This is a genomic window from Nonlabens sp. SCSIO 43208 (assembly GCF_050703575.1).
Lineage (GTDB): Bacteria > Bacteroidota > Bacteroidia > Flavobacteriales > Flavobacteriaceae > Nonlabens > Nonlabens tegetincola.
Map to the genome: position 1 here is coordinate 151,014 of NZ_CP065365.1, position 16,071 is coordinate 167,084.

The 16,071-nt window shown below is 36.5% G+C and carries 14 protein-coding genes; 12 read left to right on the forward strand and 2 right to left on the reverse strand.

Annotated elements, in window-relative coordinates; genetic code table 11:
• Positions 1-27 precede the first annotated feature (27 nt).
• From I5168_RS00795 to hisIE, 12 genes are all read left to right on the forward strand, one after another.
• Complete coding sequence (locus tag I5168_RS00795; protein WP_431472150.1) at positions 28-219, forward strand: hypothetical protein; 192 nt, start codon at positions 28-30, stop codon at positions 217-219.
• Positions 212-2,896: an ATP-binding protein gene (locus I5168_RS00800; protein WP_431472151.1), complete on the forward strand. Its 2,685-nt coding sequence runs from the start codon at positions 212-214 to the stop codon at positions 2,894-2,896. The genes I5168_RS00795 and I5168_RS00800 overlap by 8 nt, the downstream gene beginning before the upstream one ends.
• Positions 2,893-3,258, forward strand: coding sequence for a response regulator transcription factor (locus I5168_RS00805; protein WP_042278803.1), 366 nt, complete (start codon positions 2,893-2,895; stop codon positions 3,256-3,258). The genes I5168_RS00800 and I5168_RS00805 overlap by 4 nt, the downstream gene beginning before the upstream one ends.
• 24 nt (positions 3,259-3,282) lie before the next feature.
• Positions 3,283-5,193: an acetate--CoA ligase gene (gene acs, locus I5168_RS00810; protein WP_431472152.1), complete on the forward strand. Its 1,911-nt coding sequence runs from the start codon at positions 3,283-3,285 to the stop codon at positions 5,191-5,193.
• Positions 5,194-5,443: 250 nt separating this feature from the next.
• The gene (gene hisG, locus I5168_RS00815; RefSeq protein WP_258150485.1) at positions 5,444-6,340 is read left to right on the forward strand and encodes an ATP phosphoribosyltransferase; all 897 of its coding nucleotides are present in this window, start codon (positions 5,444-5,446) and stop codon (positions 6,338-6,340) included.
• Positions 6,340-7,641, forward strand: coding sequence for a histidinol dehydrogenase (gene hisD, locus I5168_RS00820; protein WP_431472153.1), 1,302 nt, complete (start codon positions 6,340-6,342; stop codon positions 7,639-7,641). The genes hisG and hisD overlap by 1 nt, the downstream gene beginning before the upstream one ends.
• 22 nt (positions 7,642-7,663) lie before the next feature.
• Entirely contained in the window at positions 7,664-8,827 is a 1,164-nt protein-coding gene (locus I5168_RS00825) for a pyridoxal phosphate-dependent aminotransferase (RefSeq protein WP_431472154.1), read from the forward strand.
• A gap of 41 nt (positions 8,828-8,868) precedes the next feature.
• Entirely contained in the window at positions 8,869-9,981 is a 1,113-nt protein-coding gene (gene hisB, locus I5168_RS00830; RefSeq protein WP_431472155.1) for a bifunctional histidinol-phosphatase/imidazoleglycerol-phosphate dehydratase HisB, read from the forward strand.
• Positions 9,978-10,577: an imidazole glycerol phosphate synthase subunit HisH gene (hisH, locus tag I5168_RS00835; protein WP_431472156.1), complete on the forward strand. Its 600-nt coding sequence runs from the start codon at positions 9,978-9,980 to the stop codon at positions 10,575-10,577. The genes hisB and hisH overlap by 4 nt, the downstream gene beginning before the upstream one ends.
• 42 nt (positions 10,578-10,619) lie before the next feature.
• Positions 10,620-11,363, forward strand: coding sequence for a 1-(5-phosphoribosyl)-5-[(5-phosphoribosylamino)methylideneamino]imidazole-4-carboxamide isomerase (hisA, locus tag I5168_RS00840; protein WP_431472772.1), 744 nt, complete (start codon positions 10,620-10,622; stop codon positions 11,361-11,363).
• Positions 11,364-11,408: 45 nt separating this feature from the next.
• Positions 11,409-12,182, forward strand: coding sequence for an imidazole glycerol phosphate synthase subunit HisF (gene hisF, locus I5168_RS00845; RefSeq protein ID WP_105018576.1), 774 nt, complete (start codon positions 11,409-11,411; stop codon positions 12,180-12,182).
• 10 nt (positions 12,183-12,192) lie between these two features.
• Positions 12,193-12,798: a bifunctional phosphoribosyl-AMP cyclohydrolase/phosphoribosyl-ATP diphosphatase HisIE gene (hisIE, locus tag I5168_RS00850; RefSeq protein ID WP_431472157.1), complete on the forward strand. Its 606-nt coding sequence runs from the start codon at positions 12,193-12,195 to the stop codon at positions 12,796-12,798.
• Between the two features lie 99 nt (positions 12,799-12,897).
• On the opposite strand, the gene I5168_RS00855 is transcribed toward hisIE, so the two are convergent.
• Together I5168_RS00855 and I5168_RS00860 are read right to left on the reverse strand one after the other, a co-directional pair.
• A complete protein-coding gene (locus tag I5168_RS00855; protein ID WP_431472158.1) occupies positions 12,898-14,826 on the reverse strand; it encodes an MORN repeat-containing protein in 1,929 nt (642 codons plus the stop codon).
• A 137-nt stretch (positions 14,827-14,963) separates the two neighbouring features.
• Positions 14,964-16,007, reverse strand: coding sequence for a hypothetical protein (locus tag I5168_RS00860; RefSeq protein WP_431472159.1), 1,044 nt, complete (start codon positions 16,005-16,007; stop codon positions 14,964-14,966).
• Positions 16,008-16,071: the final 64 nt, after the last annotated feature.

A 16,071-nucleotide genomic window follows, 5' to 3' on the forward strand; every position in this document is an offset into this window, starting at 1 on the left:
ATTTAAACTAGTATTTCAGTACTAAGCATGAAAAAAAGACACCAACAAAAATTAGTCATACTTTCAATAGCTCTAGTCATATTTTTGAACGTCCCAATCCTATGGATATTCAATTATAGTGATTCCATCCTTGGAGTGCCTATTTTATATGCCTACATATTCTTTATGTGGTTGGTAAGTATTTTCATTACTTATTTAATTGTAAAACGCTATGCCTAATTATGCTCTTATAATCGTAATAGTGTGCTACCTGCTTCTCCTATTTGGAATGGGTATTTGGGCCGATCGTAGATCTAATTCAAAATGGGTTCACAATCCTTGGGTGTACTCACTTTCACTTGCTGTTTATTGTAGTGCTTGGACTTACTATGGTAGTGTAGGAATTGCCGCTACTGATGGTATAGGTTTTTTAACCACTTACCTAGGTCCGGTTATCGCGCTACCCTTATGGATTTTAGTAATGAAACGCATTGTTTTAGTATCAAAGCAACATCAAGTATCGAGCATCGCAGACTTTATATCGCTACGATATGGTAATAATCGATCCATTGGAGCTATAGTAACCGTTATTTGTGTTATCGCTGTTGTTCCCTATATAGCATTGCAATTAAAAGCTGTATCAGAAACATTTGATATTTTGACTACAGGTGATAAAAGCAATTCATTACTTACAGATAGTACTTTCTACATAGCGATTTTACTCGCAGTGTTTGCTGCTCTTTTTGGCACACAAACTACTGATGCTTCACAACAACGCAGTGGCCTCATGTTCTCTGTTGCTATTGAAAGTGTTTTAAAACTCATATTCTTTTTAATTATAGGGATATATGCAACGTTCTATCTATTCGATGGAACTATTGATATCTATAATCAAATAAGCGCTCTGGAAGAATTTGACAAACTGGCCACCTTTGAAAATATGGAATCGAGTATCAATTGGTATTTTATGATCGCACTTTCCTTTTTTGCCATATTTCTACTTCCCAGACAATTCCAAGCGAGCGTTGTGGAAAACACGTCTACCAACCATTTAAAAAAAGCAAGTTGGGTTTTTCCATTGTATTTGTTGTTATTCAACGTATTTGTAATTTTTATTGCATGGGCAGGAAAATTAGTATTAGGCAATCAGGTTAATCCAGATTATTACACCTTGTTTTTACCCTTGCATCATGGTCACAAATTAATCGGATTAATGGTTTTTCTAGGTGGGCTTTCTTCCGTAATCTCTATGGTAGTAGTAAGCGCACTAGCATTGAGCACTATGGTAAGTAACAATTTAATTATACCCTACGGTTTTCTTAAGGTACTTAATAAAAACAATTCTGAAAGTAATTTTCAAACCATTAAGAACATTAGACGAGTTGCGATCTTCAGTTTAATAATTGGTGCTTATATTTTCTATGTCAACTTCAATATTGAGTTATCACTTTTTAGTATTGGGTTAATCGCATTTGTCATAATCGCACAACTGGCCCCAGCATTTTTCATAGGTTTATTTTGGAATAGAGGTAGTGCAACAGCTGCAAAAATGGGCATACTAGCAGGTTCAACTGTTACCTTTTATACGCTCGCACTACCTTTTATTACAGATGTTTTTGTTTCCAATAGTAAATTTACAAGTGATGGACCTTTTGGTTGGGAACTTTTAAAACCTTATGCCCTATTCGGGTTAGATTTTATGCCACCTGTACCACACGCTTTCTTTTGGTCAATGGTGATCAACCTTATGTTCTATCTCGTTTTTTCAGTTATTCGTAAAGGAAATTATCGAGAACGTAATTACGCTGAAATGGTGGTTAATGCAAGCAGTCTTAAAATGGGTGAAAATGCCTATGTATGGAAAGGCGAGGCAAATAAAACCGATATAGAGCAGGTCCTCATAAGATTTTTAGGAGCCAAAAAAACCCATCGAGCTCTTACCTTATTTTACCGTAAATACAACATAAACCCCAATGAAGAAAAGGCCGACGCAAGACTAGTCAATTTTTCTGAAAAAATACTAACGGGCTCCATAGGTGCTGCTAGTGCAAAGCTCATGATTGGTAGCGTTGTAAAAGAACAACCTGTCACTCTACCAGAAGTTCTCAAAATACTTGAAGAAAATAAAGAAACTATAAGCGCAAACAAGCAACTACAGCAACAATCTTATGACCTTCAAAGGTTAACCGACAGTTTGCAGCAGGCAAACGAAGCTTTGATTGAGAAAGACAAACAAAAAGATGAATTTCTTGACACAGTTGCTCATGAACTCAAAACACCTACAGCCTCAATAAGAGCAGCAAGTGAAATTCTGGCAGATGATGATGACATGCCAGAAGAACTCAGGCAAAAATTCCTAAATAACATCGTTGCCGATGCTGACCGTTTGAGTGTTTTAATTACCAACATTCTAGATCTAGAGAAATTATCTAGTGGTAGAGAAATCATGCATAAAAGAACCAATAACCTACAATCAACAGTTAAAAAGGCTGTCGACGGCATCTATCAATTGGCTAGTAGAAAAGGCGTTAAAATTGATGCATCGCAAGTTGAAGACGTTACGCTGGTTTACGATGAGGACCGCATCCTTCAGGTTTTTACTAATTTATTGAGTAACAGTATCAAATTTGTTCCTGAACATAACGGCCACATCAATATCAATGGTAAAGATCTAGGAAATCGCGTAAAGCTCACCTTTGAGGATAACGGTAAGGGAATTCCTCAAGAAGACATGAAATACATATTTGAAAAATTCTATCAATCAAATAATCAAAATATTAAAAAACCTTTAGGTAGTGGTATGGGATTAGCCATCAGTCGTCAAATCATTGAAAGCCATAACGGCATCATTGAAATAGATAAAAATTACCTTAAAGGAGCTAGATTCATTATTGAATTACAAAAAGAAAATGCATGAAAAAATTACTAATAGTAGACGATGAACCTAATATAGTTATGTCTTTGGAATACGCATTTCAAAAACAAAACTACAATGTTTTTATCGCTAGGGATGGAAGCGAGGCCCTTAAAATAATGGAGCAAGAGATTCCTGATCTGGTTATCCTAGACATTATGATGCCACAAGTAGATGGGTATGAAACTATCGCTAGAATTAAAGATAATCCCGCTTTCGCGAAAGCGAAAATCATATTTCTATCTGCAAAAAATAAAGCCGCCGACATTGAAAAGGGTCTTTCCTTAGGCGCCGACCTCTACTTCACAAAACCCTTTTCAGTCAAAAAACTTATAACAGCAGTAAATGACCTCATACGCATATAATTAACCTCAAAAAAACAACTTAACATGAGTAATTACCACATAAAACACCTTGAAGAATACTGGCAAGTATACCGCAAATCAGTACGAAATCCTGAAAATTTTTGGGAAGAAATAGCAGAGGAACATTTTCTCTGGCGCAAAAAATGGGACAACGTTCTCTCTTGGGATTTTACCAAACCAGAGATAAAATGGTTTGAAGGAGCTCAACTTAATATCACAGAAAATTGTTTAGACAGACACCTAGCAACAAGGGCCGATAAAACTGCCATTTTATTTGAACCTAATGACCCTAATGAAGAAACCCAGCACATAACCTATAAGGAGTTACACAAGCGTGTTTCTACTATGGCAAATGTTCTCAAATCTCAAGGAGTAGAAAAAGGAGATCGAGTATGTATTTATCTTCCTATGATTCCGGAACTTGCCATTGCTGTGCTTGCTTGTGCTAGGATAGGAGCCATTCACTCAGTAGTTTTTGCAGGTTTCAGCGCCACGGCACTTGCAACAAGAATTAACGATTGTGACTGTAAATTAATAATATGTAGTGATGGAAGTTATAGAGGTAACAAGACCATTGATTTAAAGAGAATTGTTGACGAGGCAATAGAAGACTGTCCTGGTTTAACAACCAGCTTAGTAGTAAAAAGAACAGGTGGTGAAGTTACCATGAAAGATGGTCGCGATAAATGGCTAGCACCTTTATTAGATACAGCCGATTCAGTTTGTAAAGCTACTGTGATGGATGCCGAGGATCCTTTGTTTATTCTGTATACCTCAGGTTCTACTGGGAAACCTAAAGGTATGGTGCATACCACTGCTGGATACATGGTATATGCAGCCTACAGTTTTAAAAACGTATTCCAGTATAGAGAAAATGATATTTATTGGTGTACTGCAGATATAGGATGGATTACAGGACACAGTTATATTGTATACGGGCCGTTATGCAACGGTGCTACTACGGTCATGTTTGAAGGTGTGCCTAGTTATCCAGACTTTAGTAGGTTTTGGCAGATTGTTGAAAAGCATAAAGTAACTCAATTTTATACTGCTCCTACTGCGATTCGAGCTTTGGCAAAACAGCATATCGATTTTGTAAACAAACACGATTTGAGCTCACTTAAAGTTCTAGGAACTGTAGGAGAGCCTATTAATGAAGAAGCATGGCACTGGTACAACGATAATGTAGGAAAACAAAACAGCCCGATAGTAGATACGTGGTGGCAAACAGAAACCGGTGGTATTATGATAAGTCCTATTCCCTACTCTACTCCTACAATCCCAACCTTTGCTACATTGCCGCTACCAGGAATTCAACCAGCCCTAATGGATGAAAACGCGCAGGAAATTAAAGGAAATCAAGTTGAAGGTAGATTATGTATCAAATTTCCATGGCCGTCCATCGCACGTACTATATACGGTAACCACGACCGCTATCGAGATACTTATTTTAGCGCTTACAAAAACATGTATTTCACAGGTGATGGTGCCCGACGAGATGCTGTAGGTTATTATCGTATTACAGGTCGTGTAGACGATGTTATAATTGTGAGCGGTCATAATTTAGGTACAGCACCAATTGAAGATGCAATAAATGAACATCCTGCAGTCGCAGAAAGTGCAATAGTAGGCTTCCCTCATGATGTTAAAGGAAATGCACTTTACGGTTACATCACATTAAAGGAAACAGGTGAAGATCGCAATCAAGATAACCTGCGCAAGGAAATCAATCAGCTTATTACAGACCGTATAGGACCTATCGCAAAATTGGATAAAATTCAATTTACCAACGGTTTACCAAAAACCCGTAGTGGTAAAATCATGCGTAGAATTTTACGTAAAATAGCAAGTAACGATACGGCCAATTTAGGTGATACCAGTACACTTTTAAACCCAGAAACTGTTCAAGAAATTATGGACAATAAACTGGTATAAGTTAAAATAATCTAATTTTTTAGAATTTCGCTTTCGCGAAAGCGAATCCTATACTATGTTTGCACCGTAATGAAAAAACAAAACCTACATCATCATCATTTTATTTACTCGCAACAGGCGTGCAAATGATGTATTGATGTAAGTCAACTATAATTATTAACCCGTCTGTTTTGCAGACGGGTTTTTTGTTTTTTACAATCATAAACTCTATGCAAATCAAATAACAGATAACACAGAGTTTAAAAGAAAAATGAATACAACAGAAAACAAAACAAACGATAAAGTCTCTAATATTAGCATGAAAATAGCAGTTCAAAAATCCGGAAGATTAAGCGATAAGAGCTTACAATTATTAAAAGACTGTGGGATCAAGTTTGACAATAGCTCTCGTAAATTATCTACTAAAGCTAAGAATTTTCCACTAGAAATTTTATTTCTTAGAGATGATGATATTCCACAATATGTGGCAAATGGAGTAGCAGATTTAGGGATTCTAGGACTTAATGAAGTAGAAGAAAAAGATCAAGCGGTAGATGTAATAAAACAACTAGGATTTGCAGGATGCCGTTTAAGTCTAGCCGTTCAAAAAGATGTGGATTACACAGGACTAGACTGGTTTGAAGGTAAAAAAATAGCTAGTAGTTATACCACCATTGTCAAAAAATTCTTTGCTAGTAAAGGGATAAACGCCACAACCGAAGAAATAGGTGGTAGTGTAGAGATCGCTCCAGGTATAGGACTTGCAGATGGTATTTGCGATATAGTCTCTACAGGATCAACACTGATCATGAATGGTCTTAAAGAAGTTGAAACTATCATGTATAGTGAGGCCGTGATGATTGCAAACAAACAACTGGACGGTGAAAAGGCAGCTCTTTTAAATAAACTACTCTTTAGACTTGAAGCAGTACAAAATGCTAAAAAGAATAAATACATTCTGCTTAATGCTCCCAATGAAAAGATTGATGAAATTACACGACTTCTTCCTGGTATGAAAAGCCCTACGGTGTTACCACTTGCAGAAGAAGGATGGTCTAGTTTACACAGCGTTATCGAAGAAGAAGATTTTTGGAATGTAATAGATCAACTTAAAGAAGCTGGTGCCGAAGGAATATTGGTGAGCGATATTCAAAAACTTATTGCATAATGTTACAAATTATTCAAAGCCCTACTCGGGAACAACAAGCAGATCTTTTACAAAGACCTCAACAGCAAAAAGCAAACATAGATACTGCGGTAAAAGAAATTTTAAATCAAGTTAAACAACAAGGTGATAGTGCCTTAATAGAGTTTGCTCAACGATTTGACAATGCTAGTTTAAGCAGTTTAAAGGTAAGTAATCAAGAAGTTACTGCAGCCATAGATAAAGTAAGTAACCAATTAAAAGAGGCGATAAAAACAGCTTACCAAAATATTTATAAGTTTCACAAGGCTTGTTATACCCAGGAATATCCAGTTGTTGAAACCATGCTAGGAATCACTTGCTGGCGTAAATCACTTCCTATTGAAAAAGTAGGCTTGTACATTCCTGGTGGTAGTGCTCCTTTATTTTCTACTGTACTTATGCTAGGTGTTCCTGCTCAAATTGCAGGTAACAAACAAGTGATTCTTTGCAGCCCAACAGATAGTGATGGTGCAATAAATCCAGTAGTTTTATACACTGCACAATTATGTGGCATTACCGAAATATATAAGGCTGGCGGCGCAGGAGCAATAGCAGCTATGACTTATGGCACAACCACCATTCCTGCAGTTGATAAAATATTTGGACCTGGTAATTCATTTGTTACTAGAGCCAAAGAACTCGCTCAACAGCAAGGTGTCGCGATTGACATGCCTGCTGGACCTAGTGAAGTTCTTGTAATCGCTGACAAAACAGCTAATCCAGATTTTATTGCAGCCGATTTGCTAGCGCAAGCAGAACACGGACCTGACAGCCAAGTAATTTTACTTACTGAATCTAGTGAGCTTGCAAACCGAGTTACAGATTCAGTTCAAGAACAACTGGTAGAATTAGAAAGGAAAGACATAGCTCGCGCAGCACTTCAAAATAGTAAAATCATCGTTTTAGAATCGATTCAAGAATGTGTGAACTGGTCCGATTTCTATGCTCCAGAACACCTTATCATAAACACTGAGAACGCAGAGAATGTGTCTTCACAAATAAATATTGCCGGTTCCATTTTTATAGGTGCTTACACTTGTGAAAGTTTAGGAGATTACGCTAGTGGTACAAATCACACATTACCTACTTATGGATATGCACGTAATTATAGTGGTGTGAGTGTAGATAGCTTTGTCAATAAGGTAACATATCAAAAAGCCACCTCACAAGGAATCACAAATTTAGGTCCAGCTGTGGAACTAATGGCGGCGGCAGAAGGATTAGATGCTCACAAAAATGCGGTGAGCGTTAGATTGAAAAGTTTAAAATCACAAGGTATCTAGTTTCATTCAACAGTAAAAAAACATGACATTTAACTTAAAAGATATCGTACGTAGGAATATTTGGGACCTGAAACCTTATTCTAGTGCACGCAGTGAATTTGACCTGTACAACAGCGGTAAAAACAAATTGACCTTATTAGACGCAAATGAAAATCCGCAAGGGCAATTAAATCGTTATCCGGATCCTTTACAACTGGAATTAAAGAAAGAACTAGCTTATCAAAAGAAATTATCCATAGATCAAATATTTGTAGGAAATGGAAGTGATGAGGCTATTGACCTACTTTACCGAATATTCTGTAATCCAGGTAAGGACAAAACCTTAATCCTTCCTCCTACTTATGGTATGTATGAGGTAAGCGCTGGTATTAATGATATTGAGGTTTTAAAAGCACCACTTAATTCGGTATTTGAGATTGATTTTGATGCGGTCAACAATCAAATTACAAATAACGAAAACTTAAAAATTATTTGGATTTGCTCGCCTAATAATCCTACTGGAAATGCCATTTTAAAAGCAGATCTTAAACACGATTGGCAAGCTCAAAACTATACTAAAGGTGGTATGATGGACCTTCCATTTAATCCAACTTTTGAAAACGAAATGCAGGAAAATCAAGTAAGGTTGGACAAGCTATTTAATAATTTTAAAGGGATTATTGTAGTTGATGAGGCTTATCAAGATTTTACAGAAAACATAAGTTTTATTAATAGATTACAGGATTACCCTAATCTTGTTGTCCTACAAACTATGTCAAAGGCACAAGGACTAGCTGCAGCTCGAGTAGGATTTGCTTTTGCAAGTAAAGAAATTATTGAACTTTTTAATAAGACTAAGCCACCCTACAATGTAAATGAGTTATCGCAAAAAGCAGCGTTATCAGCTATAAGAAACGTTGAACAAGCTCAAAAAAGTATTACTTCGTTAAATGCGAATAGGAAATGGCTAAGTGAACAATTAGATACATTTGATTTTATAAATAAGGTGTTCCCTAGCGAAGCTAATTTTATACTTGCCAGTGTAAAAAATGCCAACCACGTATACAACTACTTGAGAGATCAAGGCATTATTATACGTAATCGTAGTAGTCAAATTGAAAACACATTACGTTTCACTGTAGGTACTATGCAAGAATGCGAGGAAATGGTCCTAGCATTAAACAATTATCAAAAACAAGTCCAGTAAACTTTAAACCAATTAAGCAAACCTTTATAAGGTTATAGAATATGAAAAAAGTATTATTTATAGATCGTGACGGTACTATTGTAAAAGAACCACCTGTAGATTATCAATTAGATAGCTACGAGAAATTAGAATTTTTACCGCAAGCAATTACACAATTACACCGCATTGCACGAGAGTTAGATTATGAGCTAGTCATGGTTACCAATCAAGATGGTTTAGGAACAGATAGTTTTCCCGAAAATACTTTTTGGCCGGTACACAACCTTATGATGGACATATTACAAGGTGAAGGAGTTAACTTCAGTGAGGTGATTATAGACAAAACCTTTCCAGAAGATAATGCACCTACTAGAAAACCTGGAACAGCACTGCTCACTCATTTTATCAAGGGTGATTATGACCTTGCAAATAGTTTTGTAATAGGTGATCGCAATAGTGATATGCAATTAGCAAAAAACCTAGGATGTAAAGGAATTCAGTTACCTTCTATCACAGATGATAGTAATTTTGAAGATCAAGATATCGTAGCCTTAAAAACAGATAGCTGGAAAGAAATTTTCCAATTCCTAAGAGGCCAACCTCGCAAAGTGAACGTAAGTAGAACTACCAAGGAAACTGACATCAATATCACTTTAAATCTTGATGGAACTGGAAATGGAACTATCGATACCGGTTTGAAATTTTACGACCACATGCTAGAGCAATTACAACGTCACGGCTCATTGGATTTGGACATTAAAGTTAAGGGCGACCTTGAGATAGATGAACACCATACCATTGAGGATACAGCTATTGCTTTGGGTGACGCTTTCGCGAAAGCGTTATCAACTAAAAAAGGGATAAATAGATACGGCTTTTTACTACCTATGGACGATAGCCTTGCACAGGTTGCCATTGATTTTGGTGGACGACCATGGATAGTTTGGGACGCCGATTTTAAAAGAGAATATGTAGGTGATATGCCTACTGAATTATTCTTTCACTTCTTCAAAAGTTTTAGTGATGCAGCTAAATGTAACTTGAATATGAAGGTTGAAGGAGATAACGAACACCATAAAATCGAAAGTCTGTTTAAGGCATTTGCCAAGGCTATCAAAATGGCTGTAAAACAAACTGGCGATGGTAAACTACCATCTACAAAAGGAGTATTATGATTGCTATAGTAAAATACAACGCAGGTAATATAGGTAGCATTACCAATGCTTTAAACAGACTAGGTGTAGACAATATCGTAACTGACGATCCTAAAGAATTACAGGCTGCAGATAAGGTTATTTTTCCAGGAGTTGGAGAAGCAAGTACTGCCATGAAATACTTGAAAGAAAGAGGTCTGGATAAGGTGATTAAAGAACTTACACAGCCCGTTCTAGGTATTTGTTTGGGAATGCAGTTAATGTGCACGTATAGTGAAGAAGGTAGTACAGATTGTCTAGGGATTTTTGACACCATCGTTAAAAAATTCCCAGACAACCCAACGCTTAAAGTACCTCATATGGGATGGAACAATATCGCGAGCGAGCCATCAAATGGATCTAGTTCTCCATTATTAAAGAATATCGATTCACAGGATGATGTCTATTACGTTCACAGTTATTATGCTGTGCCCAATGAAGATTCACTTGCTGTGTGTAATTACATCAATCCATTTGCAAGCATGATGAACAAGGGTAACTTTTATGCTACCCAATTTCATCCAGAAAAAAGTGCTCAAGTAGGCGAGCAACTATTAACTAACTTTCTTAACCTCTAGAGAAAACAATCCATGTCAACAAGCAATATTGAAACACCACGCATGAGAATCATTCCGGCCATTGATATTATTGAAGGTAAGTGTGTAAGATTATCACAAGGTGATTACAACAAAAAAACAATTTATAATGAAGATCCACTAGAGGTTGCCAAGGAGTTTGAGGACTTTGGTATTAAACACTTGCACCTAGTTGATCTAGATGGGGCAAAAAACAGTCATGTCGTCAATTGGAAAGTACTAGAAGACCTATGTAATAAAACAAATCTTCAGGTAGATTTTGGAGGTGGCGTAAAGACAGATGAAGATATAAAAATAGTTTTTGAAAGTGGTGCACAACAGGTTACAGGTGGTAGTATAGCCGTTAAAAATCCTGAACAGTTAGAAAAATGGATTTCCAGGTATGGTAGTGAGAAAATCATTTTGGGTGCCGATGCTAAAGAAGGTAAAATTGCCACTCACGGTTGGCTAGAAAGTAGCGAACTCGAAGTAATTGAATTTATCAAAGAATGGCGCAAAAAAAATATTGAGTACGTTATTTGTACTGATATTGCCAAGGATGGGATGCTTTCTGGACCTAGCTATGACTTGTATAAATCTATTTTGGATATACAAGTAGATCCTTCTAACCATTCAACAACCAAACTTATTGCTAGCGGTGGTGTAACCTCGATAGATGACGTGTATAAATTAAATGAAATGGGTTGTGAAGGCGCCATAATTGGTAAAGCAATCTATGAGGGAACTATTGAATTAAAACAGTTGAGCTCCTTTTTACTTTCTAATTAAAAATCAATCAGGTTGAGATATTCAAATCTCATAATGTAAACTAATATGCTTAAAAAAAGAATTATACCTTGTTTAGACATTAAGGATGGTCGCACTGTAAAGGGAATTAACTTTGTAGGTTTGCGTGATGCTGGTGATCCCGTAGAGCTGGCTAAACAATATGCCTTGCAAGGCGCCGATGAGCTGTGTTTTCTAGACATCACAGCAACTATTGAAAAAAGAGAAACCTTGGTTCCGCTCGTTAAGGAAATTGCAAGCGTTCTTAATATCCCTTTTACCGTAGGAGGCGGAATTAACGATGTAAAGCTGGCTAAAGAAATCATTAAAGCAGGTGCCGATAAAATAGCCGTTAATAGTGCTGCTGTTAAACGACCTGAACTTATTAACGAACTGGCACAAGAGTTAGGTAGTCAGTGTGTTGTTGTAGCTGTGGACACTAAACTTATAGAAGTTGACAACACAGACAAATCAACAAATAAGGTTTTTATAGGTGGTGGACGATTTGAAACAGACAAGGAAACCATTACATGGTGTAAAGAATGTGAAACTCGTGGCGCAGGTGAAATTCTACTTACTAGCATGAATCACGATGGAACAAAGAACGGATTTGCACTTGAGATTACCGATATTCTTTCACGAGAACTTAATATACCGATTATAGCATCTGGTGGTGGCGGTAACACGCAACACTTTGTTGATCTGTTTTCTAAAACCCATGCAAGTGCTGGACTTGCGGCAAGTATATTTCATTTTGGTGAATTGCCGGTTCCAGATTTAAAAAATCAACTTAATGAAGCTGGTGTAGCTGTAAGAATATAAAAAGATACTAATGAAAACACCCAATTGGAATAAAGCTAGCGATGGACTATTACCCGTAATTGTTCAAGATGCCACTACCTCAAAAGTGTTGATGCTGGGATATATGAATGAAGAAGCTTTTACGCTTTCGCGAAAGCAGAACAGAGTAACATTCTATTCACGTAGTAAGCAGCGACTGTGGACTAAAGGAGAATCAAGCAATAACTTTCTAGATATTGAAGAAATAAGATTGGACTGCGATCAGGACGCTATTTTAATTAAAGCACACGCTCATGGACCTACTTGTCATCGAGGTGAGGTAAGTTGTTTTGATGATGACGATTCTAATTCACAAGCGTTTACGGTTTATGATTTAGAGAAAACCATACACCAGCGCATTGATGAAAAAATAGAAGGAAGTTATACGTATTCTCTAGTTCAAAAAGGCATCAATAAAGTAGCCCAAAAGGTAGGTGAAGAAGCTGTAGAAACCGTTATAGATGCTATAAATGGTAAGGAAGAAGATTTCATTTATGAAGCTGGTGATTTAATGTATCATTACTTGGTATTGCTCAAGGCCAAAGGTTACTCTCTAAAAGACATTGAGAATGAACTAGCTAAAAGACATAAGAAGTAATTTCTTTATTGCATTGGACTTAGAATGGCATCTGATTTTCATTCTAAGTCCATTATCAATTGCACGATAGATTAATGCAACTGTTAATTTGTAATTACTTTACGACCGTTTAGAAGTTCCTAAATAATTACCATTTTCCCAATACCCGACTTTTTGTTGGCCGTTGCTGTAGATCAGGATACCGAATCCGTGTTCTTTATTATTGAGCCAGTTTCCTGTGTAAGAAGTTCCATTTTTCCAAAAATATTCACCAAAACCACTGCGCAATCCGTTGACGTATTTACCTACGTAGCTATCTCCATTTCCAAATACTGTGAGCGAATAATTGCTTAATTTACTATTTTTCCAAAATCCAACACTTTGACCGCCATTACGGTATCGATAACCGCCGAAACCGTTACTGCAATTACCTCTACAACTACCGTATATTTTCTTGTTTACATATTGAGTTCCCAAGCTTAAGGTAAACTTATTGCTGTCTAAAATACCAGCGTTAAGAATTTTCTTTCCCTTTTTGTTGATACCGTAACCGTGCTGTACATTATTCTTCCAGCTACCTATGTAGTACTGGTCTGTTTCTTTCCAATAATACGTTCCGCTACCATTTCTTTTGCCATAAGCATATTCACCACGATAGTAATTTCCATTTTCTTGTGTAGCAACGATAATACCGTGTGGTTGTCCATTTTTAAATTCGCCTTTATATTCTATGGTCCCTTTGGTAGCTATTCCATATCCATCAATACAGTTTCCTTTTTTACAAATTAAGGTAGTAGTTGTGGGCGCTTTTTTTTCTTGATTTGAATCATTGCTAGCAACCACCGAAGCTAATTTCAAGGGTTCACCGTTATAGGGTAAAACAGGTTTTAACTCCTTGTCTTTGGCTTGATAGTAATCCTTAAGAATATAGGTAGGTATTTTGTTTACCGTTATCACTGGATCGCCATTTTCTAAAAATTCCCATTTACCAAATTTCGAATAGTCTGACATTCGTTCTCCCTTGTCAAGAACTACAAATTTATTAGTAGAAATATTGCGATAGTAAGCCATTTGAGTGTTGTAAACGGCTTTAGCTTCTGCTCGTGTTACTCTACCGTCAAGTGTAGGTAATAGATTTACATCGGGAACAACGTAGTAGTTGACTAATGGAAAATAAAACACCTCATAAGCTTTGTTTTTCTTACCTATTATAGTGCGTTGAGCTGCTCTAAAAATCTTATCGTTTAAGTAGGGATAGATTAAAGAAGTGTATTCCGTTCTAGGGTCTGGAGCAAAATGAAATGATGGCTTATTAAAATCTGAATAATAAATGATAGAGCGCACCTTTTTTGAAAATCTATCCTCTTTAGGAGAAAAACGATTATAAACCCAATTGCCTTTTTCATCAAATTTATATTCGTAGGTGTACTTATTTCTTTCAGAATAGGTGATTAAACCATTTTTATAATGATAGGTGGTATGGGTTATGTCGCCGTTGTAGTATTTAGACTCCATGTTTACTTTGATCTCACCGTTTTCTATATCCTGGTACCTGTATTTGGTATAAGTTTCTACCTCAGGCTGGTCATCCTTTGCTGGATGAATGGTGGTAGACAAAATAATTCTTCCTTTGTTATCGTACTCAAAATTACGCGTGTTCCACTTGGACACCTGCTTTATAAAAAGTCCATTTTTATAAAAATATTGAGTCGCATTTAATGTTCCATCAGCATCATAACTACCTCGCTCAATTAAACGGTCTTTTTCATCTCGCAAGCAATAGTATTTTCTCAAAGCTTTGGCTTCTTCCTTGGAGTATTTACAAAACTCAGTTACTTTACCTGCTAGACCTGTTAATACTTGTTTGCCATTCTTATCATACAAGTACTCATCAAGTGCATAAACATCTCCTGTAACATGTTCTGCATGCAGTGTGTGAAATTCTGGAACAGGATTGCAAGGCGCTATGTCAAAGTTTGGTTCATATTGCGCATGTAACCCTAGACATTGTAAAAAAAATAGCAGGCTCAGTTTTATAGTCTTATTCATTACGTTAGTTTAATCAATCAAACTTATGGCAACCATCTATCCAGTTCAATCAGGCAAATAGCGTATTTCTCTTAAACTAAAAAAGCCACAAGTCCCCTACAACCTGTGGCTTAAAAGATTACATAAATAATCTCCCTTTATTTCATTTTCTCCTTAAGTTCTGCGAGATGGTGTTTTAAAAATTTACTCATCGCCATTTTTGCTCCCTTGATATAGGCCGCACCATCTACCGGTACTGATTGAAATTTTCTAGTCGTTTTGTCGTAGGTGTAAACAATAGGATTAAAACTAGTAGCAGTTTCTGACATTCCTTTAGATTGCACGGCTTTGATTTTTTGCTTTTCTAGCACTCCTTCTATAGGTAGTGCCTTTTTCAAAGTACCGTTGTAATTATTCCCTTTAGCATCTGTAATATGAACCATTGTTTTTACTGGAAACACATCATTTGAACCTTTGAATCTCAAACCTTTTTTCTTTTCGGCGGTGATGTTGTCACTAGACACCAGTCGTAAATCAGTTTTAAAAGTAACTTTTGCAGCTCCAGGACTCCAGCCTTCTTTTACTTCGATAAACAAAATATTCAAATCCACTTTGGCAACTAGAACATCACCCAATTCCTTGGCTAATTTTTTGTTCTTGTTTAAATCTGTGTCCATTGAAAAAGGATTCCAGCCCTTTTTTTCATTTCCTTCTTTATCAAAACCTTTAACGTAGTAACTAAAATTTTCTGGAGTTACTGTAACAACGCCAGGTAATTTAGTAGGAATTATTTCTCCGCCTTCACGTCTCGTGTAATCTTTATAAACCTCTGTTTTACCAGCTTCATCGGCTGTGATGATTTCTAATCCAGCGTCCTTTAAATCAGACACAAAGTCGTTATAAACTTCATTGGTAATTCGTTTTAATTCATTCTCGTCTAGTCCATCTAGTGCTACGGCAAGTTTAGCCGTTGCCGAATTTCTACCGCCAAATGAACTACCACTTTTATAGCTCACAGCGTCCTTAAAAACCTCAAAATTGGTTTTAAATTGAGCGATGTAAATTCTTTTGTTTGCCTGCTTCAGTTTTTTAACTCCATATGATCCAGAAGTACTGGCTTTAAATTCTCCTAAGGATTGAGCTTGCAAAGCGGTGAAACTAAAAACACACATCAATAACAAGCATACTAAATTGTTTTTCATGGTTATATGTATTTATAGTTCAAATATGCCCTAGGCACCGTGGTTGTGAAATAGGTCAATTGGC